Source organism: Arthrobacter sp. D3-18 (assembly GCF_054408525.1).
Window position 1 is genome coordinate 2,922,957 of record NZ_CP096440.1, and the last position, 22,748, is coordinate 2,945,704.

General features: G+C 61.8%; 22 protein-coding genes. 10 read left to right on the forward strand and 12 right to left on the reverse strand.

Annotated elements, in window-relative coordinates:
• Positions 1-6 precede the first annotated feature (6 nt).
• Positions 7-750 carry an ABC transporter permease gene (locus M1D89_RS15645; RefSeq protein ID WP_498650969.1) on the forward strand — a complete coding sequence of 248 codons (744 nt, stop codon included), beginning with the start codon at positions 7-9 and terminating at the stop codon, positions 748-750.
• The gene (locus M1D89_RS15650) at positions 747-1,358 is read left to right on the forward strand and encodes a TetR/AcrR family transcriptional regulator (RefSeq protein WP_498644842.1); all 612 of its coding nucleotides are present in this window, start codon (positions 747-749) and stop codon (positions 1,356-1,358) included. Before M1D89_RS15645 ends, M1D89_RS15650 begins: the two co-directional genes overlap by 4 nt.
• Positions 1,359-1,374: 16 nt before the next feature.
• On the opposite strand, the gene M1D89_RS15655 is transcribed toward M1D89_RS15650, so the two are convergent.
• Genes M1D89_RS15655 through dxr form a run of 5 tightly spaced genes read right to left on the reverse strand, consistent with a single transcriptional unit; the run spans position 1,375 to position 6,295 of the window.
• The gene (locus tag M1D89_RS15655; RefSeq protein WP_498650970.1) at positions 1,375-2,253 is read right to left on the reverse strand and encodes a GNAT family N-acetyltransferase; all 879 of its coding nucleotides are present in this window, start codon (positions 2,251-2,253) and stop codon (positions 1,375-1,377) included.
• The gene (ispG, locus tag M1D89_RS15660; protein ID WP_011774258.1) at positions 2,216-3,382 is read right to left on the reverse strand and encodes a flavodoxin-dependent (E)-4-hydroxy-3-methylbut-2-enyl-diphosphate synthase; all 1,167 of its coding nucleotides are present in this window, start codon (positions 3,380-3,382) and stop codon (positions 2,216-2,218) included. Before ispG ends, M1D89_RS15655 begins: the two co-directional genes overlap by 38 nt.
• Before the next feature lie 48 nt (positions 3,383-3,430).
• Positions 3,431-3,724 carry a YciI family protein gene (locus M1D89_RS15665; protein WP_498644845.1) on the reverse strand — a complete coding sequence of 98 codons (294 nt, stop codon included), beginning with the start codon at positions 3,722-3,724 and terminating at the stop codon, positions 3,431-3,433.
• 22 nt (positions 3,725-3,746) lie between these two features.
• A complete protein-coding gene (locus M1D89_RS15670; RefSeq protein ID WP_498644847.1) occupies positions 3,747-5,078 on the reverse strand; it encodes a M50 family metallopeptidase in 1,332 nt (443 codons plus the stop codon).
• A gap of 32 nt (positions 5,079-5,110) precedes the next feature.
• Positions 5,111-6,295 (reverse strand): 1-deoxy-D-xylulose-5-phosphate reductoisomerase, encoded by a 1,185-nt coding sequence (dxr, locus tag M1D89_RS15675; RefSeq protein ID WP_498644849.1) that lies wholly within the window; start codon positions 6,293-6,295, stop codon positions 5,111-5,113.
• A 103-nt stretch (positions 6,296-6,398) separates the two neighbouring features.
• Here dxr and M1D89_RS15680 point away from each other — a divergent pair, with 103 nt between their 5' ends.
• Positions 6,399-7,859 (forward strand): lipase maturation factor family protein, encoded by a 1,461-nt coding sequence (locus tag M1D89_RS15680; RefSeq protein WP_498644851.1) that lies wholly within the window; start codon positions 6,399-6,401, stop codon positions 7,857-7,859.
• Here M1D89_RS15680 and M1D89_RS15685 read toward each other — a convergent pair.
• Positions 7,831-8,898, reverse strand: a complete 1,068-nt coding sequence (locus tag M1D89_RS15685) for a LacI family DNA-binding transcriptional regulator (protein WP_498644853.1) — start codon at positions 8,896-8,898, stop codon at positions 7,831-7,833. The genes M1D89_RS15680 and M1D89_RS15685 overlap by 29 nt on opposite strands.
• Before the next feature lie 284 nt (positions 8,899-9,182).
• On the opposite strand from M1D89_RS15685, the gene M1D89_RS15690 reads away from it, so the two are divergent.
• Genes M1D89_RS15690 through M1D89_RS15720 form a run of 7 tightly spaced genes read left to right on the forward strand, consistent with a single transcriptional unit; the run spans position 9,183 to position 16,466 of the window.
• On the forward strand, positions 9,183-10,502 hold the full coding sequence (locus M1D89_RS15690) for an extracellular solute-binding protein (protein ID WP_498644855.1): 1,320 nt from the start codon (positions 9,183-9,185) through the stop codon (positions 10,500-10,502).
• A 4-nt stretch (positions 10,503-10,506) separates the two neighbouring features.
• Positions 10,507-11,445, forward strand: a complete 939-nt coding sequence (locus M1D89_RS15695; protein WP_498644857.1) for a carbohydrate ABC transporter permease — start codon at positions 10,507-10,509, stop codon at positions 11,443-11,445.
• Positions 11,445-12,344 carry a carbohydrate ABC transporter permease gene (locus tag M1D89_RS15700; RefSeq protein WP_498644859.1) on the forward strand — a complete coding sequence of 300 codons (900 nt, stop codon included), beginning with the start codon at positions 11,445-11,447 and terminating at the stop codon, positions 12,342-12,344. The genes M1D89_RS15695 and M1D89_RS15700 overlap by 1 nt, the downstream gene beginning before the upstream one ends.
• Before the next feature lie 12 nt (positions 12,345-12,356).
• Complete coding sequence (locus M1D89_RS15705; RefSeq protein ID WP_498644861.1) at positions 12,357-13,577, forward strand: Gfo/Idh/MocA family protein; 1,221 nt, start codon at positions 12,357-12,359, stop codon at positions 13,575-13,577.
• A gap of 11 nt (positions 13,578-13,588) precedes the next feature.
• Complete coding sequence (locus M1D89_RS15710) at positions 13,589-14,593, forward strand: sugar phosphate isomerase/epimerase family protein (RefSeq protein ID WP_498644863.1); 1,005 nt, start codon at positions 13,589-13,591, stop codon at positions 14,591-14,593.
• 47 nt (positions 14,594-14,640) lie between these two features.
• Positions 14,641-15,342 (forward strand): ThuA domain-containing protein, encoded by a 702-nt coding sequence (locus M1D89_RS15715; RefSeq protein ID WP_498644865.1) that lies wholly within the window; start codon positions 14,641-14,643, stop codon positions 15,340-15,342.
• Entirely contained in the window at positions 15,327-16,466 is a 1,140-nt protein-coding gene (locus M1D89_RS15720) for a Gfo/Idh/MocA family protein (protein ID WP_498644867.1), read from the forward strand. Before M1D89_RS15715 ends, M1D89_RS15720 begins: the two co-directional genes overlap by 16 nt.
• Positions 16,467-16,531: 65 nt before the next feature.
• Here the strand turns inward: M1D89_RS15720 and M1D89_RS15725 are convergent, their stop codons facing one another.
• The 6 genes from M1D89_RS15725 to M1D89_RS15750 are packed head-to-tail and all read right to left on the reverse strand — an operon-like array spanning position 16,532 to position 22,746.
• Complete coding sequence (locus M1D89_RS15725; RefSeq protein WP_498644869.1) at positions 16,532-17,380, reverse strand: HpcH/HpaI aldolase/citrate lyase family protein; 849 nt, start codon at positions 17,378-17,380, stop codon at positions 16,532-16,534.
• Positions 17,381-17,425: 45 nt separating this feature from the next.
• Positions 17,426-17,911 (reverse strand): MaoC family dehydratase, encoded by a 486-nt coding sequence (locus M1D89_RS15730; protein ID WP_498644871.1) that lies wholly within the window; start codon positions 17,909-17,911, stop codon positions 17,426-17,428.
• Positions 17,908-18,660 (reverse strand): CoA transferase subunit B, encoded by a 753-nt coding sequence (locus M1D89_RS15735; protein ID WP_017199435.1) that lies wholly within the window; start codon positions 18,658-18,660, stop codon positions 17,908-17,910. The genes M1D89_RS15730 and M1D89_RS15735 overlap by 4 nt, the downstream gene beginning before the upstream one ends.
• The gene (locus tag M1D89_RS15740) at positions 18,657-19,424 is read right to left on the reverse strand and encodes a CoA transferase subunit A (protein ID WP_498644874.1); all 768 of its coding nucleotides are present in this window, start codon (positions 19,422-19,424) and stop codon (positions 18,657-18,659) included. The genes M1D89_RS15735 and M1D89_RS15740 overlap by 4 nt, the downstream gene beginning before the upstream one ends.
• A 20-nt stretch (positions 19,425-19,444) precedes the next feature.
• Positions 19,445-20,608: an acyl-CoA dehydrogenase family protein gene (locus tag M1D89_RS15745; protein WP_498644875.1), complete on the reverse strand. Its 1,164-nt coding sequence runs from the start codon at positions 20,606-20,608 to the stop codon at positions 19,445-19,447.
• Positions 20,605-22,746: an acetyl/propionyl/methylcrotonyl-CoA carboxylase subunit alpha gene (locus M1D89_RS15750; protein ID WP_498644877.1), complete on the reverse strand. Its 2,142-nt coding sequence runs from the start codon at positions 22,744-22,746 to the stop codon at positions 20,605-20,607. Before M1D89_RS15750 ends, M1D89_RS15745 begins: the two co-directional genes overlap by 4 nt.
• Positions 22,747-22,748 lie beyond the last annotated feature (2 nt).

Genomic DNA, 22,748 nt, shown 5'->3' on the forward strand with positions numbered 1-22,748 from the left:
CCCCGCATGACGCTGGCCACGACAACTCGGGTCCTGGGACAACTGCGACACGATCACCGGAGCGTCGCGTTGATCCTGGTGGTCCCGGCGCTGCTCCTGACGGCCGTCTATTTCCTCTTCGAGAACGAAACACTCCCACCCGGGTTCCCCCGCACCTTCGACCGCGTAGGCCTGATGATGCTTGCGATCTTCCCCTTCGTGGTCATGTTCCTGGTCACGTCCATCACCATGCTTCGGGAACGCACTTCCGGGACCCTCGAACGCCTCCTGACCACCCCGATCCACAAGGCAGACCTGTTGTTTGGCTACGCCCTGGCCTTCTCCATCATGGCCGCCCTGCAATCCTTGGTGGCAACGGCTGTGGCCTACTGGATTTTCGACCTCGACATCAAAGGAAGTCCCGGCTTCGTGGTGATGATCGCCGTCATCAACGCCGTCTTGGGCGTCGCTTTGGGGCTGTTGTGTTCAGCATTCGCCCGCACCGAGTTCCAAGCCGTGCAGTTCATGCCCGTGGTGGTGGTGCCCCAGATCCTGTTGTGCGGCTTGTTCGTGGCGCGCGACGATATGAACGAGGTCCTGGAAGCAATCTCCGGCGTTTTGCCGCTTACGTTCTCCGTGGACGCATTGCAGGAGATCGCCGGAAATGCCGACGCCACGTCGGTAATGTGGCAGGACGCCCTGATCATGGGCGGGATTGTTGTAGGAATCCTGGTCCTGGCATCACTGACCCTTCGCCGGCAAACCCGATGAGCCTCCCGCAGGCGCGTCGAGGCCGCCGCAGCGCAGGAGATCACTCGCGGGAAGCCATCCTCGCAACTGCACGGAAACTGTTCGCTGAGCAGGGATTCGAGGGGACAAGCCTGCGGCAAGTAGCCCGCGAATCATCAGTGGATCCGGCCATGGTGCACCACTTTTTCGGGGGCAAGGACGAGCTTTTTGCCGCCAGCGTGGAGTTGCCCGCTGACCCGGCAGAGGTTCTTGCCGGCGTCGAAACCCTGGACCCGACCGTAAGGGCGGAAGCGATTGTCCGGGCCGTACTGCGGCTATGGGAAAGCCCCGCCCAGCACGGCCTGGTGGCCTTTGTTCGTGGAACCATCGGCTCCAAAGCCAAGACGGCACTCATGCGCGAGATGGTCAACCGCACCATCCTGTCCCGGATCATGGCGGGGCTGCCAGGTTCCCCCGAAGAAGTACGCGTGCGCGGAAATCTTGTGGCCACGCAAGTGGTAGGGCTAATGCTGGTCCGCTACGTGATCCGGCTCGAGCCCCTGGCCTCGGCGGATCAGGAAGACGTGGTCCGCTTCGTCGCACCAAACATCCAGCGCTACCTCACAGGAGACCTGGACTCGTCGACGTAGCTCGCAGCAGGTGCGCTTAGAACAGCACCGTTGCGAAAGTGCCCACTTGTTCGAAGCCGACCCGCTCATACGTGGCGCGGGCCTTGGCGTTGTAGTCGTTGACATAAAGGCTAGTCACCGGGGCAAACGTTTTTGAGAGATTTACGACGGCGGCCATGTAACCGCTGCTTTGGCCGCGCCCCCGTAATTCGGGGTTCATCCATACGCCTTGGACCTGAGTGACGTCCCGCGTAACTGCCCCCAATTCGGCTTTGAAGACCACAGTGCCGTTGGCATCGATGTGGACCAAGGAATGGCCCTCACGAATAAGGCCAGCTACGCGCCTGCTGTAGAACTCCTGCCCTCCGAGAAAAGGCGAGTAGCCAACTTCTTCTTCGAACATGGCTGCGCAGGCGGGCAGGATGCGATCGAAGTCAGCCATGGTGCCGAAAGTCAGGGCAGGGTTGGCGCCGGTGACCGGCGGGCCTGAAATAGTAAGTAGCGGTTGCTGGGAGCGAACTTCGTGCGCGCCGTGTCCCAATTGCTCGAATCGCGAGTAGAGGGCCAAGACAGTTTCCGCCGGCCCAAAAATGGACGCGTAGCGGCGGCCTGTTTCGTGTGCCGCACTGGCCACGTACCCCGCCAGGCCGGGATCGAGTTGCACAGGGACCAGGTTGGCTCCCGCCCAACACGCGCCAAGGAGCGTTTCGCCGTCGAAGACTCCGAAAATACTGGCACCGCCGCTGGTGGGCGCCGCTGTTCCGGTGCTTTCCAAGTGGGCGAGGATGAAAACGTTGGCTACCACGTCTTCCCTGGCCAGGGCGCGAAGAGCCAGGGTGTCGGCACTGCCGAGCACCCTGACTCCCAAGCCGGTCTCGTTACGAGACGCTAACCACGGGGCTACCCTTGACAGCATCTTCGCCATCGGCCTCCCCCATCTCTTCGGCGATGCGCATGGCCTCTTCGATCAGTGTCTCAACAATTTCGCTCTCAGGCACAGTCTTGATGACTTCACCCTTCACGAAAATCTGGCCCTTGCCGTTTCCGGAGGCCACACCGAGGTCCGCTTCACGGGCCTCACCGGGTCCGTTGACGACGCAACCCATGACGGCTACGCGCAACGGGATCTCCATGCCTTCCAAACCTGCGGTTACCTGCTCGGCCAGCGTGTACACGTCCACTTGCGCGCGGCCACAGGACGGGCAGGAGACGATTTCGAGCTTGCGCGGACGCAAGTTCAGGGATTGCAGGATCTGGTTGCCCACCTTGATTTCCTCCACTGGCGGAGCCGAGAGGGAAACACGGATGGTGTCGCCAATGCCGCGGGACAGGAGTGCACCGAAAGCCGTTGCCGATTTGATGGTGCCCTGGAATGCCGGTCCGGCCTCGGTCACGCCGAGGTGCAAGGGCCAGTCGCCCTTCTCGGCCAGCATCTCGTACGCGGCCACCATGATCACAGGATCGTTGTGTTTGACGGAGATCTTGAAGTCATGGAATCCGTGCTCTTCGAACAGCGAGGCTTCCCAAACTGCGGACTCAACAAGTGCCTCCGGGGTGGCCTTGCCGTACTTCTTCATGATGCCGGGTTCAAGGGAGCCTGCGTTGACACCGATCCGGATGGATGTTCCGTGGTCACGCGCCGCTGCAGCAATTTCTTTGACCTGGTCATCGAACTTGCGGATGTTGCCCGGGTTCACGCGAACTGCCGCACATCCGGCTTCAATTGCGGCGAAGACGTACTTCGGCTGGAAGTGGATGTCCGCGATCACGGGAATCTGGGATTTGCGGGCAATGATCGGCAAAGCCTCGGCATCGTCGGCTGACGGGCAGGCAACACGCACAATGTCGCAGCCGGACGCCGTCAGCTCAGCAATCTGCTGCAGCGTAGCGTTGATATCCGTGGTGGGCGTGGTGGTCATGGACTGCACGCTGATGGGCGAGTCAGAGCCGACGCCAACGGACCCTACCTTGATCTGCCGCGTCTTACGACGCGGGGCAAGGACGGGGGGTGGGGCTGCTGGCATTCCCAGGCTGACCGAGGTCACGTGGACTCCTTGGGTTGGGGTGGATCGTTGTGGTGGAGAACGTCCGGACTAGGACGCGTGGGGAGCCAGGACGCCGATGATGGGCGCCCATTCCGTGGTGCGGATACCGGCGATAACTCCGGCTTCTGCAAACGGATCCTGCTTGAGGAGGTCATTGAGTTCGGCTTCGTCCGCGGACTTGAAGATCAGCAGAGCGCCGGCGCCGTCACCGTAGGGGCCACTGGCAAGCAGTTTGCCTTCCTCGGCCAGATCGCCGAGCCAGGCACGGTGTGCGGGGCGGGCTTCATCGCGGAGGGCGTCGGATTCGGCGACGTATACATACTCAACAGCGAAAACAGTCATGGAGCTAGCCTATCCCGCCTACTCAGCCGAAAATGTTCACGGGCTTCACGATGTCCGCATAGATCAGGAGTGCGCCCATGGCCATCAGCAGCGCTGCAACAACATACGTGGCCGGCAGCAGCTTGGCGATGTCGAACGCGCCCGGGTCCGGCTTGCCCAGTAGCTTGGCCACCCGGCGTCGTGCCCCTTCGTAGAGCGCGCCGGCTACGTGGCCGCCGTCGAGGGGCAGAAGGGGAATGAGATTGAAGATCGCCAGGGCGAAGTTGAGCCCGGCGAGCAACCCGATCAGGGTGCCGATGCGGGCCTGCATGGGCACCTGCTCCATGGCCGCGACTTCGCCCGCAACCCGGCCTACACCCACCACGCTGATCGGTCCGTTCGGGTCGCGGGGCTCCTCGCTGAAGGCCGCTTTCGCCACTCCAACCACCCTGGCCGGCAGGTTGAAGATCACACCTGATATCTGTTTGATGTTCTCTCCGGCCATGGGCAAAACGGCCGACGCCGGCTGGGGAACCAGTTCGCTTTGGGCCCCGATACCAAGGAATCCGACTTCCTGGTATTTCAGCACCCCGTTGGCGTCCTGTTCAGGCCGGCCGTCGGCCCCGACCACAGGCCGCGAGGAGAGTACGGGCGTCACGGTAGTTTCCACCGTTGATCCGTTGCGCTCCACGGTGATGGGCACGTCTCTTCCGGCGGACGCGCGGATCCAGCTGGTGAGTTCGTCCCAGCTGGTGACGGCTTTTCCGTCGAAGGAAGTAATGGTGTCATTCGGCTGGAGGCCCGCAGCCGCGGCGGGAGTCAGTTTGCATTCGGCCGAGTCGGGGTCCACGGTCTCCCCTGCGGCAACCTGGCACTTGGAAACGTCCGCGATGGTGGTGGTTGCTGTAGCCATGCCGAAGCCCATGAGCAGGACAGCCAGCAGTATCAACCCGATCAGCATGTTCATGGCAGGACCGCCGAGCATGACGATGATCTTTTTCCAGACGGGAAGCTTGTAGAAGACGCGGTTTTCGTCTCCGGGTCCCACTTCCTCGTGCGCCATGGAGCGCGCCTCAGTGGCGAGCGTCTGGAACATCCCTGTGCTGGAGGGGCGGACGGCGCCGTCTTCCTTGTTCGGCGGGTACATGCCGATCATGGACACGTAGCCGCCCAACGGAAGCGCCTTGAAGCCGTATTCCGTCTCGCCCTTCTTCTTGGACCACAGGGTGGGTCCGAAACCAATCATGTACTTGGTGACGCGCACTTTGAACAGCTTGGCAGGAACCAGGTGGCCCACCTCGTGAAGCGCAATGGAGACAGCTACGCCGATCGCGACGAAGACGACTCCGAGAATGAAGAGAAGGACGGGACTCATGCCGGTGGGACTGCTTCCATAAGGGTTGTGAGCTACAGGGCGCTGCTGGCTAAACGATCAAGGGTGCGGGCGCGTGCCCACTTCTCAGCATCCAACACGGACTCCACCGTTAGCTCAGAAGAGCCTGAATGTTCGCTGAGGACGCATTCCACGGTATCCACAATGTCCGTGAAGCGGATGCGGCCAGCATGGAAGGCCTCTACGGCTTCCTCATTGGCGGCGTTGAAGACTGCGGGGAACGTGCTGCCCTGCTTGGCTGCGTCCTTGGCGAGGTCCACCGCCGGGAAGGCAACCGTATCCAGGGGTTCGAACGTCCAACTGGTCGCTTGGGTCCAGTCGCATGCTTGGGCAGCACGGGGAACACGGTCCGGCCAGCCCAGCCCGAGGGCAATCGGCAGTCGCATGTCAGGCGGCGATGCCTGGGCAATGATGGAGCCGTCCACGAACTGGACCATGGAGTGGACCACCGACTGTGGGTGAACCACAACATCGATCCTGTCCAAGGGAACGTCGAACAGCAGGTGGGCCTCAATCACTTCAAGGCCCTTGTTGACCAGGCTGGCTGAGTTGGTGGTGACCATGAGGCCCATGTCCCAGGTGGGGTGGGCGAGCGCCTCCCGCGGTGTGACATTGTGAAGCTGTTCCCGTGTGCGCCCGCGGAAAGGGCCGCCTGACGCGGTCAGGATCAGCTTTTCGACTTCCTGGTCCGAGCCCGAACGGAGGCATTGGGCGATGGCAGAGTGCTCCGAGTCGACGGGAACAATCTGGCCGGGGCTCGCAGCAGCTTTGACCAAGGCACCGCCGACAATCAGTGATTCCTTGTTGGCAAGTGCCAGGGTGGCTTCGGTGCCGAGCGCGGCCAGGGTGGGCGCCAGTCCTATGGAACCAGTAATGCCGTTGAGGACGACGTCGCACTCGATGGCCGCGATCTGCGTGGAAGCGTCCGGCCCCACAAAGATTTCCGGCGCGAAGTTGCTCACGCCGGCAGCGGCTGCCGCGGAGTCAATCAATTGCCGCAGCGCTGCTGGGTCTCCTTGCGCAATGCCCACGGCTTGCGCCCTGGTGTGGACGGCCTGCTGCGCAATGAGTTCAAGGTTTCCTCCGCCGGCGCTGAGGGCCACCACCTCGAAACGGTGCGGGGCAGCATCGACGACGTCAATCGCTTGTGTGCCGATGGAACCGGTGGACCCGAGGATGACGATCTTGCGCGGCTGCATTGCTTAAGTATCCCAGTCGCCACCGGGGGCCGCGAACGGAAGCGGGCATAAGTGGAAAACCGGTACCGCTTGACCCCCGCACGTCCGCGCGTACCGTGGAATCGTGGAATGGATGTCCTGGTTTGATGCTCGGGACTACGAGTTCGCCCGGCAGGTCTTGCAGCGCGGCACCGCCGCGCTCTTTGCAGTTGCGTTCCTCTCCACGGTGAACCAGTTCCCGGCACTCCTCGGCGAGCGCGGTCTGTTGCCTGTACCGGCTTTCCTGGACATGGCCCGCAAGCTGGCCAGACCCACACTGTTCCAGTGGCGTTACTCCGACGCGCTGCTCAAGGCCGTGTGCTGGACGGGGATCAGCGTTTCCATTCTGCTGGTGGCCGGCCTCCCCCAAATGGGTCCACCGTGGCTGCCTATGCTCGCTTTCCTCGCCCTCTGGTTCCTTTACATGTCGATCGTTAACGTCGGCCAAACGTTCTATGGTTTTGGTTGGGAGATTCTTCTCCTTGAGGCCGGATTCACGGTGGCATTCCTTGGCTCGGACCAGACTCCGCCGCCCACAACCATCCTCATTCTCATTCTGTGGTTGGTATTCCGGCTTGAATTCGGTGCTGGAATGATCAAGATCCGGGGCGGCCGCGAGTGGCGCGACCTGACGGCGATGTTCTATCACCATGAAACACAGCCAATGCCGGGCCCGCTCAGCAGGCAGGCGCACCTTTTGCCGCGTCCGCTGCACAAGGTGGAAGTGGTGGGCAACCATTTCGCGCAGTTGGTAGTGCCGTTCTTCCTGTTCGCGCCTCAACCGCTGGCGAGTATTGCCGCCAGCATCATCATCGTGACGCAGCTGTGGTTGGTGGGTACCGGGAACTTTGCCTGGCTGAACTGGGTGGCGATCGTCCTGGCTTTCGCGGCCGTCAGTGATCCCGTGGCCCATGCGGTTTTTCCGTTCATCCCGCTGGAGTGGCACCAAGGTGCCGCTACCCCGGCGTGGTGGCTCGCCGTCGTCGTGCTTGTCACCGTTCTCTTGCTGGTGTTCAGCTACCGGCCGCTCCTCAACCTGTTCTCCAGCCATCAGTTAATGAACGCCAGTTTCAACCGGTGGCGCTTGGTGAATGCCTATGGAGCTTTTGGGACGGTGACCAAGCAACGGATCGAGATCGTGGTGGAGGGCACCCTGGCTGAGGAGCCGGACGCACCGGAGGAGCACTGGCTTGAGTACGGCTTCAAGGGCAAGCCCGGCGACGTTCGGCGACTCCCCCGGCAATGGGCGCCGTACCACCTGCGCTTGGATTGGCTGATGTGGTTCCTGCCGCTACGGACCGTTCATGAGGACTGGTTTTATGTGTTCCTGCACAGACTGTTGGAGGCGGACAAGCCCACGCTTGGACTGCTGCGCCATGACCCGTTCGACGGCGAACGCCCCCGTTGGGTGAGGGCGCGCAGCTACCTCTACCGTTTCGCCAGCCGCGCGGAGTTCCGTGAGACGGGCGAACGTTGGGTTCGGGTGCTGCTGTATGACGCGATCCCGCCACTCTCGCTTAGTCCTCGACGGCGGCGGCTGCCCTAGCGTTCGACGCCCGCGGTGGAGCGGTGGACTCGCGGACGACGAGGTGCGTAGCCAACTCCACTCTTCGCGAGTCGATTTCCTCGCCATTTTTCTGACGGAGGATAAACCTCAGGGCCGACCGTCCCATCTCTTGCAAAGGTTGGGACACTGACGTCAGCGGAGGCACCGATTCCTCGGCTTGGTGGGTGCCGTCAAAGCCAACAAGGCTCATGTCCTCGGGAATGCGCACATTTTGGCGCCGCGCTTCGGCCAGCACCCCCAACGCTATGCTGTCGCTGCCGGCAAAGATCGCCGTGGGCGGATTGTCGAGTGCCAGCAGGGCTTTCATGGCACGCACTCCGTTTTCCGGCTTGAAGGGCCCATCGGAAACATACTCGTGGTCGACGGCCACTCCTTCCGCCATCAATGCCGCCATGTAACCGTGCAGGCGGGCCTGGCTGCACTCCGCAGTAGAGGGACCGCCGATGTAAGCGATTCTTCGATGCCCCAACTCCAGAAGGTGTGATGCCGCAGCCTTACCGCCGGCCCAATTGCTGGCGCCAACACTGTAGACGTCAGCGGGTGGCGGATTCAGGGGGTCCACCACCACGATGGGTATCTGGCGCCGCTTGAATGCCTCCAACTGCGCTGCGCCGAAAGCGGAGGTCACCACGATCATGCCGGCACGGCCCTCGTCGATCAGGCGCTGCGCCCGTTCCTCGGGCCCCAGTGGCGAGCCCGCCTGCCTTCCGGTGATGGAGAGGATCACCTCCATGTCCGAGACTGCCGCGTGCTCCATCACTCCATTGAGGACTTCCACCCCGTAAGCAGAGTTCAAGGAATCGAAGACGACTTCCACTGCACGATGCTCGGGAATGCTCTTGCGTTGTAGTGGCGATTTGTAGCCGGTGCGCTGCAAAGCCGCCAACACCCTGGCGCGGGTGGCTTCCGCTACGTCCTCACGGCCGTTGACCACCTTGGAAACAGTGGGCGCGGAGACTCCTACCTCGGCTGCCACCGCTGCCAAGGTGAGCTTGGACGGGCGGGGATCTGGTTCCACAATGTTCCTGCTTTCGAAATATTTCGGACGATTACAGTGTGCTGGATCGCAGCGATATCCGTCAATGGACGTTCAAGTTCTTCTAAGTCCGGCCACAGATACCTCTTGACGGTGATGCACGTCACGGCTAAATTTGGTGGGCACTTCCGAAAGGATGTTCGAAATATTTCGAAATATCCATGGATGCGGATGATCGCAGTCGATCCCCTCACCGCGAAGTGTGGCTTTTTACACGCACAACCGGGCAATCAGCGTCGAGCCCGAAGGACGAATGGAAACTGCACATGAATAATCTCAAGTTGCGCACCGCCGGAATGGCCGTTTCTGCAGCCGCTATGTCGATCGCGCTCGTAGCCTGCGGGTCCTCTGGCCCGGCCGGAACAGGAGCTTCGGCGGACTCAGCAACCATGTGGGGACTCACCGGTGGTGACCAGCCCGTGTTCCAGGCATCCATTGACTCCTGGAACAAGTCACACCCGGACTCCGCCATCAAGCTCGACTTCTTCGCCAACGATGCCTACAAGACCAAGGTCCGCACCGCCGTAGGTGCCGGTCAAGGGCCCACCCTGGTTTACGGCTGGGGCGGAGGGGTGCTCAAGTCCTACGTCGACGCCGGCCAAGTGGATGATCTGACGGGATTCCTTAAAGAGAACCCTGACGTCCAGAGCCGCTACCTTCCTTCCATCCTCGAGAGCGGCGTGATCGACGGAAAGACCTACGCACTGCCCAACAACAAGGTGCAGCCCGTGGTGCTCTACTACAACAAGGAAGTCTTCGACAAGATCGGGGCTGTCGCGCCCAAGACCTGGGATGAGCTCATGGCGCTGGTCCCCAAGTTCAAGGAAGCCGGCGTGGCGCCTTTCTCCCTGGGCGGCCAGTCCAAATGGCCGGACCTGATGTGGCTTGAATACCTTGTAGACCGTATCGGCGGCCCTGAAGTCTTCGCCAACATCGCAGCCAACAAGCCGGAAGCATGGTCCCACCCCGCAGTAATCGAGGCCTTGACCAAAATCCAGGAACTCGTTGACGCCGGCGGCTTCATCAACGGTTTCTCCTCCATTGCCGCTGACAGCAACGCGGACCAGGCACTGCTGTACACAGGCAAGGCCGCCATGATCCTGCAGGGAAGTTGGATCTACCAAGGCATGAAGAAGGACGCCGCCGACTTCGTCTCCAGCGGCAAGCTCGGATACGCCCCCTTCCCCACCGTTGAAGGTGGCAAGGGTGACCCTGCGAACGTTGTGGGTAACCCGTCCAATTTCTGGTCCGTATCCTCCAAGGCCACCGAGGACCAGAAGAAGACAGCCTTGGAGTACGTCAAGGACGGAATGTTCACGGACGAGAACGTTCAAAGCCTGATCGACTCAGGAGCCGTACCTGTGGTGACGGGTATCGAAGACAAGCTCGCTGCCTCCCCTGACAAGGACTTCCTGAGCTACGTCTATGGCCTGGCCAAGGATGCCCCGGACTTCACACTGTCCTGGGACCAGGCGCTCAGCCCCGCGCAGGGAGATGCAATGCTGGCCAATCTCGATCAAATCTTCCTGAAGAAGATCACTCCGGAGCAGTTCGCTTCCACCATGAACGCGACGATCGGGAAGTAACACGGTGTCCGCAACTACCACCACTCCCCCGCGGTCAGTGGGCGCGGAGCGCTCCCCGGGCACCCGACGGACCCTGGAAAAGGGTCCGTCAGGGTGGCTGGCCGTACCGGCCCTCGCGTTCTTCATGCTCTTCGCCATCCTCCCGCTCCTGGGAGTCCTGTTCCTTAGCTTCACCCGTTGGGACGGACTCGGCGAGATCAAGCTCGACGGCCTGTCCAGTTGGAACACCGTCCTGGCCGACCCCGTCACGGGCAACGCTTTGCTGGTGACGGCCAAGATCATGTTTTTCTCCTTCATCGTCCAAGCACCCATCAGTCTCCTTCTCGGCGTGTTCACAGCGGCCAGCCAGAAGTACCGCGCAGCACTGGCTGTCCTCTACTTCGTGCCCCTGCTCCTCTCCTCTGCCGCAGTGGCCATCGCCTTCAAAGCGCTGCTGGATCCGAACTTCGGGCTCGGGCCCGGCTTGGGTCTGCCGTTCCTCGCCCAAGACTGGCTGGGCAACTCGGATCTGGTGCTGTTTGTAGTGGTGTTCGTGATCGCCTGGCAGTTCGTACCGTTCCACACCTTGATCTACCAAGGCGGCGTACGGCAGATTCCTGCCTCGCTGTACGAGGCCGCGCAAATTGACGGCGCCGGCCGTGTCCAGCAGTTCTTCAACATCACGCTGCCCCAGCTGAAATACACGATGATCACCTCCTCCACCCTCATGGTGGTGGGCTCGCTGGCCTACTTCGACCTGATCTTCGTGCTGACTGCCGGCGGCCCGGGCTACTCCACCAGGCTCCTGCCCCTGCACATGTACCTCACAGGCTTCAAAGCGAACGACATGGGAGCGGCGAGCGCCCTGGGCGTCATCCTCGTTGTCATCGGCCTGGCCTTGGCACTGTTCCTTCAACGACTCGGCGGCAAGAACCGCAACGCCAGCCAACTGGAAGGTGCGTAATGGCTTCCACCACCCAACTCCCCACAGCACCGGCAACGCTGCCCCAACCGGTAACCACCCGCCGTCGGCCCCCAAAGCTTGGCCGTTCGCGGCCAAACTTCCTGGGCGGACTGGGCGGCTGGCTCTGGCTGGCGATCATTATTGTGCCTGTGTACTACGTGGTGATTACCAGCCTGAAGAACCAGGCGGGGTTCTTCACGTCGAACCCGATGCTGCCACCTGCAGAGCCAACCCTGGACAACTACAAGCTCGTCCTGGAAAACGACTTCGCCAAGTACTTCACCAACAGTCTCATCGTCACCGTTGGCAGCGTGGTTCCGGCACTGTTTGTCGCTTTTATGGCCGCCTACGCCATCGTGAGGGGAAAGGGAAAGTTCCTCAGCTGGACCAATAACGTCTTCCTTCTGGGCCTGGCCATTCCGCTGCACGCCACCATCATTCCGATCTACTGGATGATCACCAAGGCCCATATGTACGACACCCTGTTGGCGTTGATCCTGCCCTCCATTGCGTTCGCGATCCCAGTATCCGTGCTCATCCTGTCCAACTTCATGCGGGATGTGCCCAATGAACTGTTTGAATCGATGCGCCTGGACGGTTGCTCGGATTGGGCCATGATGTGGCGCCTCGCCTTGCCCATGACCAAGCCCGCTGTCATCACGGTTGGCATCTACAACGCACTACATGTGTGGAACGGATTCCTGTTCCCGCTGATTCTTACGCAAAGCCCGGACACACGGGTTCTGCCGCTTTCACTGTGGACCTTCCAGGGTGAGTTCAGCGTCAACATCCCGGCGGTACTCGCCTCCGTGGTACTGGCTACGCTCCCCCTGCTGGTGATTTACGTAGTGGCACGGCGGCAGTTGCTCAGCGGCCTGACTGCAGGCTTCAGCAAGTAGAGAGGATTTCCAATGACAGACCTTCAACCCCTGCGGGTCGGCATGGTGGGCTATGCCTTCATGGGCGCCGCCCACTCCCACGCCTGGCGGACAGCGCCGCGCTTCTTCGACCTCCCACTTGCTCCGGAATTGACCGCAGTGGCGGGCCGGAGCAAGGAAGGTGTACGGGCGGCGGCCAACAAATACGGCTGGTCCTCCACCGAGACAGATTGGCGCCGCCTTATTGAGCGCGACGATATTGATCTCATCGACATCTGCACTCCCGGCAACACTCATGCGGAGATAGCCATCGCAGCGCTCGAAGCCGGCAAGCACGTCCTGTGCGAAAAGCCGTTGGCCAACTCAGTGGAGGAAGCCGAAAAGATGACGCTGGTAGCCCAGGCAGCTGCCGAACGCGGGGTGTTCTCCATGTGCGGCTTTAGTTACCGACGCACGCCCGCCCTGGCGTTGGCCAAGCGAATGGTGGATGACGGCCGTTTGGGCGAGATCCGCCACGTCCGCGCTCAATATCTTCAGGACTGGCTCAGTGACGCCGATGCTCCGCTGACCTGGCGACTGGACAAATCCAAGTCCGGGTCCGGTTCCCTCGGTGACATCGGCGCGCACAGCATCGACGCCGCGCAATGGATCACAGGACTCAACATCACGGGTGTCTCGGCGTTGCTGGAGACGTTCGTGAAAGAGCGCCCTGTGGGTGGGGACTTTGTGGGTCTGGGAGGTCAAGGGGGTGCGGACGGTCCTCGCGGGCCAGTGACGGTGGACGACGCGGCGCTGTTCACCGCCCGCTTTGAGGCAAAGCACGACGACGGCGCTGACGCAGGCTTAAGCAACAGCGGCTCTTCCGGCCCGATCGGCATCTTCGAAGCCACCCGTTTTGCTTTGGGACGCAAGAACGCCATGCGCCTGGAACTCAACGGCACCAAGGGGTCCATTTCCTTCGACTTCGAGGATATGAACTCGCTGCAGTTCTACGATGCCGCGTTGGAACCCGACGCAGGCTTCCGAAAAATCATGGTCACCGAACCGTCCCACCCCTACACAGCAAACTGGTGGCCCACAGGGCATGGACTCGGCTATGAGCACGGCTTCACGCATCAGGTGGTGGACCTCGTGACTGCCATCAGCGCAGGCGAGCAACCCTCGCCGTCGTTCGCTGACGCCTTGCAAGTGCAAAAGGTGCTGGCCGCCGTCGAGGCAAGCGCAGACAACTCAAGCCGCTGGCAGAACGTGTGAAAGGAAACAACATGACCCGACCCATTACCCTTTTCACTGGTCAGTGGGCCGACCTTCCATTCGAGGAAGTGGCCCGGCTTGCTGGAGAGTGGGGCTTCGACGGATTAGAGATCGCCTGCTGGGGTGATCACCTCGATCCCGAACGCATTGTGGCAGACGACAACTACCTGCAGGGCAAGCTGGACATCCTGGAAAAGCACAAGCTGACCGTCCATGCAATCGCCAACCACCTCACCGGGCAAGCGGTCTGCGACGACCCAATTGACGAACGCCATCAGGACATCCTGAGCCCTTCAATCTGGGGCGATGGTGAGCCGGAGGGTGTTCGTCAGCGGGCTTCGGAAGCTATGAAGACTACGGCACGCGCTGCCGCGAGGTTGGGAGCAAAGACGGTTACTGGCTTTACCGGCTCGTCAATTTGGAAATGCGTGGCCATGTTCCCACCGGCCTCGGATGCCATGATCGAGCGCGGCTACCAGGACTTTGCCGACCGGTGGAATCCCATCCTTGATGTGTTTGACGAAGTGGGCGTCCGATTCGCCTTGGAAGTCCATCCCTCTGAAATCGCCTACGACTATTGGACGGCCAAACGTACGTTGGACGCGGTAGGACACCGGGAGAACTTTGGCCTCAACTTTGATCCGTCCCATTTCATCTGGCAGGACCTGGACCCGGTGATGTTCCTCCAGGACTTCGCGGACAAGATCTTCCACGTCCATGTGAAGGAGTCGGTCAGGCAACTCAACGGACGGAACGGCCGGCTGGGTTCGCACCTGCCATGGGCTGATCCACGCCGGGGTTGGGACTTTGTCACGGCCGGTCACGGTGACGTGAAGTGGGAGCCAATCTTCCGAACCCTCAACGCTATTGGCTATGAAGGACCAACCAGCATCGAGTGGGAGGACGCCGGCATGGACCGACTCGTAGGAGCTCCCCAAGCGCTGCGCATGGTCCAGGAACTGGCCGCAATACGCCCGCCGGCTGCCGCTTTTGATGCCGCTTTTGCGACTCGCTGATCGAAACATCCTGACTCACTGAAATACGCCCCAAAACGAAGGAAACCATGACGAGCAACAACAAGACAGCGCTGGTGGTTCGCGGCGGCTGGGACGGACACCAGCCAGTGGAAGCCACAGAGCTGTTCATTCCCTACCTGAAGGACAACGGCTACGACGTCCGCGTGGAGGAATCCCCCAAGATCTACGCGGACCCCGAATATATGGCCACCGTGGACCTGATCGTGCAATGCATGACCATGACCACCATTGAGAAGGATGAGTTCGAGGGCCTGCGCGCTGCGGTCGAAAACGGCACCGGCCTGGCTGGCTGGCACGGCGGGATTGCCGATTCCTACCGCAACAACTCGGACTACCTGCATCTGATCGGCGGCCAGTTCGCCTGTCACCCCGGCAAGCATGCTGACGAACGGATCGGCGAACAGTCAGACAACTACATCCCTTACACCGTTAACATGCTGCCCGCTGCGTCCGAACACCCGATCACGCAGGGCATCGGCGACTTTGAGCTCGTCACGGAACAGTACTGGGTCCTGTCCGACGACTACATCGACGTCCTGGCTACCACCACCCAGAAAGTCCGCGAGTGGGACCCGTGGAACCGCGAAGTCACCTCACCGGCCATCTGGACCCGTCAGTGGGGCAAAGGAAAGATCTTTGTCTGCACACCAGGCCACCGCGTGGAGATACTCCAGGACAGCAACGTCCGAACCATCATCGAAAGGGGCATGCTGTGGGCATCTCGATAAATGAGGCCAAGCCGCTGAGCACCGATACACCGCTGAACGTGGGAGTTATCGGCTGCGGTGCCATCATCGCCCAGTACCTGGCCAACTTCCGTCGGCTGGATTCGATTAACCTGGTGGCGGTCGCGGACCTTGATCCGGCGCGTGCACAGGCCGTCGCTGATTCGTACGAGGGAGTTCGGGCACTGACCGTGGACCACCTTTTGGCCGCGGACGACGTGGACCTGGTCCTGAACCTGACCATTCCTGCCGCCCACGCCGACATTGCGCTCAAGGCCGTCGCGGCCGGCAAGTCCGTCTACGGTGAAAAGCCGCTGGCAGCCACCACGGCAGAGGCCCGGCAGGTGCTGGATGCGGCCGCCGCGGCCGGAGTCACTGTGGGTTGCGCACCCGACACTGTGCTGGGAACGGGCATCCAGACAGCCCGCAAAGCGATCGACGACGGGCGGATCGGCTCACCTGTTTCCGCTACAGCCACCATGGCGACGCCCGGGCACGAACGCTGGCACCCCAACCCTGATTTCTACTACCAACCAGGCGGTGGACCGTTGCTGGACATGGGCCCCTACTACGTCTCGGCGCTTGTCACGTTGCTTGGACCCGTGGTCTCCGTGGTGGGCGCTGCCAGCCACACCCGCAGCGAGCGCACTATTGGTTCAGGCCCGCGACAAGGCCAAAAAGTCCCGGTGGATATTGACTCGCACGTCACCGGAGTTTTGGTACATGCCTCCGGTGCTTTATCCACCCTGTTCATGAGCTTCGACGCCGTAAAAACGAAGAGCCCCAACATTGAGATCCACGGTGAAACGGGTTCGCTGATCGTCCCGGACCCCAATCATTTCGACGGCGATGTGCAGTTGTTCGCACTTGGCGCCGAAGATTGGGAGACGCTCCCCGTCTCGGCCGGCTACGTGGATTCAGGGCGTGGCTTTGGAATTGCCGACCTCGCAGCGACCCCGGCCGGACAGGAACCCCGCGCCGGCGGCCAATTGGCTTTCCACGCCTTGGACGTCATGGAATCGGTGCTGGAATCGGCCAAGAGCGGGAAGGCCGTGGCCATCCAGAGCACCGCCTCCCGGCCCGCTGTGGTTGAACTGACAGAGCTCTCGACGCCGGTGCGCGCCTAACGCTCAGCACCCCCGCCGAGATGCCAGGTAACACCCATGTTTCCGCCGAACATGGGTGTCAACTGTCATCTCGCGGGGTGCCCGGCGCGGCGAAGTGTCGCCTCGGCGTGCTTGAGAATGGGTCCGTCGATCATCCTGCCCTTGAACTGGAACACTCCCGTGCCCACAGATGCTGCCGCTTCCAGGAGCTCGGTAGCTTGGGCTATGACTTCGGGAGTGGGCGCATAAGCCTCACGGACTACTGCTACCTGATTCGGATGGATGCAGGCCTTCGCGCCGAAACCACTGGAAATGGCGTCGCGCGACTCGGCCAACAGGCCTTCGAGATCCGGGATGTTCACGTACACGGAGTCGATGGCTTCCTTGCCCGCGGCTTTGGCGGCGAGCAGTACAGCGGACCGGGAGTGCAGGGCAACAGCCCGGTATCCGCCGTCGTCGTTCCTGCTGGAGAGGCCACCCAGCGACGCAAGCAAATCTTCGGCGCCCCACATCAGCCCTACGACGTTCGGTTCGGCGGCGATAGCAGAGGCGTTGACGATTCCCGCAGCAGTTTCGCACAATGCGATGACCTGATAGCCCTCCAAAGACCTGAGCTGCTCCGCACTCTCCGCTTTGGCCAGCATCACCGTGCGGTAGGGCGTTTTTGCCAGAGCCTCAAGGTCGAGGTCGAACTCGGGCGTCCCCACTGGATTGACCCGAACAATGGTGCGGCTTGGCTCCAGGCCACCGGTACCGGTCTGCTCAAGAATCGCTTCGCGGGCCCCCGGCTTGTCCGCAGGAGCTACGGCGTCCTCCAAGTCCAGGATGACGGCATCGGATCGATCAGCGGCCTTGCCGAAACGCTCCGGCCGGTCTGCAGGGCAGAACAAGAGTGCTGGACCCATGGTGAACGGAGTCGCGTTGGAAGAAAGCATCGAGGTCCTTGCTGCTGGTGTCCTACAGAATTTGGAAATAGCGGTTCAGGACTGCGCGGCGTGCGCTTCCTTGGTCCACATCAGGCAGGTCCTGGTAGCCAAGGCCACCACTGCCCCTTCCTGGTTGCGGCCGGTGTGCTGCATGGTCACCACGCCTTGACCCGGGCGGGACGACGATAGCCGTTTTCCCGTAATCACCGTTTCCGTATACAGGGTATCGCCGTGATACAGCGGGTGGGGGAAGGTGACATCCGTCAAACCCAACTGCGCAATGATGGTCCCCTGCGTCAACTGGGTCACGGACTGCCCCACCATGGTGGACAGGGTGAACATGGAGTTCATCAGGCGCTGCCCGAACGGCTGCCCCGAGCTCCACGCCGCGTCCAAATGCAGCGCCTGGGTGTTCATGGTCATGGTGGTGAAGAGGACGTTGTCCGCCTCGGTGACAGTGCGGCCGGGTTTGTGGGCATAGATCACGCCCTCTTCGAGTTCATCGAAGTAGAGCCCACGCTGCTCAACCACCCGCGTCATACGGTGAGCTCCTGGTCTTCCTCAAAGAGCTCGGCACCGGTAGCGGCCAGGACGTCCTCAAGGGTGACGTTAGGCGCCAACTCGCGGAGGACCAAGCGCGGGTCACCTTCGTCCTTGACGACGTCGATCACCGCCAAATCCGTGATGATCCTGTCCACACAGCCTTTCCCTGTGAGCGGGAGCGTGCAGTCCTGGACGATTTTCGGCCGGCCGCTGCGGTCTACATGTTCCATCATGACGATGACCTTCTTGGCACCGAACACCAGGTCCATGGCGCCGCCCATGCCCTTGACCATCTTGCCTGGAATCATCCAGTTGGCCAGGTCACCATTCGCGGCCACCTCCATGGCGCCCAGGACGGCCACATCCACGTGCCCGCCGCGGATCATGCCGAAGGACGACGCCGAGTCGAAGAACGCAGCCCCCGCATTCGTGGTGACGGTTTCCTTGCCCGCGTTGATGAGGTCGGGATCAACCTTGTCCTCGGTGGGGTAGGGACCGACGCCAAGGATCCCGTTCTCGGAGTGAAGAATGACCTCCACGCCATCGGGAATGTAGTTGGGGATCAGCGTGGGCATCCCGATTCCCAGGTTCACATATTGCCCGTTGGTGAGTTCCCTGGCAACGCGGGCGGCCAGTTCGTTGCGGGTCCAGCCTTTGGCCTCGTGATGTTCGACGTCGGCGCGACGGTACTCATGACGGACGGCTTCCGGGCGGGGCGGGATGTCGTGGTAGGTATTGTCGGTCATTGATCCGCTCCTGCCGTCAGCGCTACCGTCCGCTTTTCTATCCGCTTCTCGTTCGAGGTTGCCACCACTACCCTTTGGACAAAGATCCCCGGAGAGTGGATGTGCTCCGGATCAAGCTCGCCGGGTTCCACCAACTCCTCTACTTCGGCAATGGTGGTCCTGGCAGCCATGGCACAGAGGGGGTTGAAGTTCATCGCTGTCGCGTGGAAGACCAGGTTGCCGTGCCGGTCTCCCTTCCAGGCGTGGATAAGGCCGAAGTCCGGTGTCAGGGACTCCTCCAGCACGTAGTCCGCGTCGTTGAAGGTTCGCACTTCCTTCGGTGGAGAGGCCAGCGCAACGTTTCCGGCGGCGTCGTACTTTTGTGGAAGGCCGCCTTCTGACACCTGGGTTCCCACACCTGCTTTGGTGTAGAAGGCCGGGATGCCGGCTCCACCGGCGCGCAGCTTCTCAGCCAGGGTGCCCTGCGGGGTGAGGACTACTTCCAGCTCCCCCGCCAGATACTGCCGGGCAAACTCCTTGTTCTCGCCCACATACGAACTGATGGTCCGCCGGATTCGACCATCCTTAAGGAGAATGCCAAGGCCCCAGTCGTCCACGCCACAGTTGTTGCTGACCGTCTCAAGATCCGTGGTGCCTTGCTGGTGAAGGGCATCGATGAGGGAAACGGGGACGCCGCATAATCCGAAACCTCCCACCGCCAGCGAGGCACCGTCCGGGATGTCCTTCACCGCTTCCGCGGCACTGGCAACAACCTTGTCAATCATCCTTGATCCTTCCCGTACGGTTACAGACCCAGCTCACGGGCGATGAGCATCAACTGGACCTCGGTGGTGCCCTCCCCGATTTCAAGGATCTTGGAGTCGCGGTAATGCCGTGCCACCGTGAATTCGTTGATGAAGCCATAGCCGCCGAACACCTGGGTGGCGTCCCGCGCGTTGTCCATGGCTGCCTCGCCTGCGACCATCTTAGCGATGGCCGCTTCGGTCTTGAACGGCTTGCCTGCCAGCATCCGGGAGGCGGCGTCGTAGTAGGCAAGGCGGGCAGTGTGGGCCCTTGCCTGCATCCGGGCGATCTTGAACTGGATGGCCTGGTACTTGCCGATGTTCTGCCCGAACGCGCTGCGTTCCTTGGCGTACTTCACGGACAAGTCCACGCAACCCTGGGCTGCGCCGGTGGCCAGTGCGGCGATCGCGATGCGGCCCTCGTCGAGGATGGAAAGGAAGTTGGCATAACCCCGGCCACGCTCGCCCAGGAGGTTGGCTTCGGCAACACGGACATTGTCCAGAGTGAGCGGGTGAGTGTCGGACGCGTTCCAGCCCACCTTGTTATACGGCTTTTCCGCCCTGAAACCGGGCGTGTCAGTGGGTACCAGGATGGTGGAGATTTCCTTCTTGGTACTGCCGTCGGCGTTTTCTTTATGGCCCGTGACTGCCGTGACGGTGACCAGCGTGGTGATGTCCGTGCCGGAGTTGGTGATGAACTCCTTGTTGCCGTTGATGACCCATTCGCCGTTTTCCAGATGGGCGTTGGTCTTGGTGCCGCCGGCATCGGAACCGGCTTCGCGCTCCGTCAGGCCGAAGCCGGCCAAGGAACGCCCGGACGCCAGTTGCGGCAACCACTCTTGCTTCTGATCCTCCGTGCCGAAGCGGTACACCGGCATGGCGCCGAGCGACACACCGGCTTCAAGGGTGATGGCCACCGACTGGTCAACGCGGCCCAGCTGTTCCAATGCCAGCGCCAGGGCAAAATAATCGCCACCCATCCCGCCGAATTCCTCGGGGAAAGGCAAGCCGAACAGACCCATCTCCCCCATCTGCTTCACAACCTCGTAGGGGAAGCTGTGCTCTTCGTCGTGCTTGGCGGAGACCGGTGCGACTACCTCGTCAGCGAATTCGCGGACGGAGTCGCTAAGGTCCTGGTATTCCTCATTGAGTTCAAACGTGCTCATCGCTGGACTTCCTCGTCTGTGCTGGTCTTGTCTACGTGAATGGTGGCGAGTACCTGGTCCGCTTTGACCAGGTCGCCGGGTTTGCTGGTGAGGTGGACGGCTCCTGCAACGGACGCCACCAGTTGGTGCTCCATCTTCATCGCTTCCACGGCAAGGAGGGCCTGGCCTTCCTCCACCGAGTCACCGTCGGCCACGGACACGGAAACCACCGTCCCGGGCATCGGCGAGCGCACCTCCGGGTCCGCAGCCCCTTCCTCGCGTTGGATGCCGGCCAGCATCCGCCGCAGGCGCTCAGCACGGTTCAGGATCTCGAACCTGCAGGACCAGCCATCGTTGCCGACGTAAATTTCGCCGGCATCATCCTGGGCAATGCCAACCGCTAAGGTGACCGATCCGTCGTCGAACTCCAACGCGATGCTGTTCGCGCTGCGATCCGCCACCTTCACCCGTACTGGATTCCCGCCGTCGATGCTTGCCGTGACGATACCGTCCTCCTCGATGATGGACACGGTAGTAATGTCACCGCCCGGAACACCAAAGCTGGCTGTCCATGCGCCACGGCCCCCGATGCGCCAGGCGTCGGGCGTCTTCCACGCGTCTCCCGAGAGCGCAGAACCCGTGCGCTCCAGCCATAGGGCGATGGCGGCGGCGATCATTTCGGCGGGACCAAAGTGCCTGAATTCCATGGACGGCAGCTTGCGTTCGATCAGTCCCGTATCCAGGTGCCCGGCGCGGACCTCGGGATCATTGATTAGCAACCGCAAATATTCAACGTTCGTGTCCACGCCCAGCAAGGTGTACCGGCCGAGCGCAGCGTCAAGGGTATCTAGTGCTGCTGCCCTGTCCTCGCCCCACGCGATGACCTTAGCGAGCATGGGATCGTAGTCCCCCGTGATCTCCAGGTTGTCCCGCATGGCGGAATCGATGCGCACGTTCGCATGGGCCTGCTGGTGCCCGGAAACGGCGGCATCCACCGGGCCCTGCTCTGAGAGCGCCACAATGCGCCCCATCGACGGCATGAAATTCCGCTCGGGCACCTCGGCGTAGACGCGCGCCTCAACGGCATGGCCCTTAAGTACGACGTCGGACTGCGCCACGGTGAGCACCTCACCGGCGGCGATCCTCACCTGCCATTCCACCAGGTCGATGCCCGTAACCATCTCCGTGACAGGATGCTCTACCTGCAGCCGGGTGTTCATCTCCATGAAGAAGAACTCGTCGGGGTGTTCGTCGGAGACCAGGAACTCGACCGTACCGGCGCCACTGTAGTTGACCGAACGTGCCGCATTGCAGGCCGCCTCGCCGATGCGCGCCCGCTCCCTTGCGCCATCCGGCAGTGATTCGAAGAGGGCGGACGGGGCTTCTTCGATGACTTTCTGGTGGCGTCGTTGCAGTGAGCACTCGCGCTCGCCGAGGTGAATGACGTTGCCGTGATTGTCAGCCAGGACTTGGACCTCGATGTGCCGGGGCGCGCGAATGAGCCGCTCAAGGAAGAGAGTGTCGTCGCCGAACGCGGACGCTGCCACGCGTCTTGCCGTGACGAGCGTGGAGGCCATGTCCTCGGGGCGTTCCACAATGTGCATGCCTTTGCCGCCGCCACCTGCGGACGGCTTGATCAACAAGGGGAAACCGACCCCCTGTGCCGCCTCAATCAACTCCTGATCGGTGAGTTCTGGTTGTGCGATGCCCGGAACGCAGGGAACGTCGTAGGCCATCACGTGGTTCTTGGACCGGATCTTGTCGCCCATTACTTCAATGGCGCCAATTCCCGGCCCGATGAACGTGATGCCCGCGGCGTCCAGCGCCTTGGCGAACTCCACATTCTCGGACAGGAAACCGTAGCCCGGGTGGACTGCCTCCGCCCCGCTTCGACGACACGCGTCGATGATGGCATCGATCTTCAAGTAGCTGTCCGCGGGTGCCGTACCACCGATGGCGACCGCGGTATCGGCGAGGGCCACGTGCTTGGCGTCTTTGTCCGCGTCCGAGTACACGGCGACGGAGCGGATGCCCATCTCCTTCAGCGTCTTGATAACGCGGCAGGCGATCTCACCACGGTTGGCAACAAGGACGGCGTTGAAGGTTCGGGCTTCGACTGCCGGGGTGGGCGGGGCTGTGGTTGTTGTTGGGAGGCTCATGG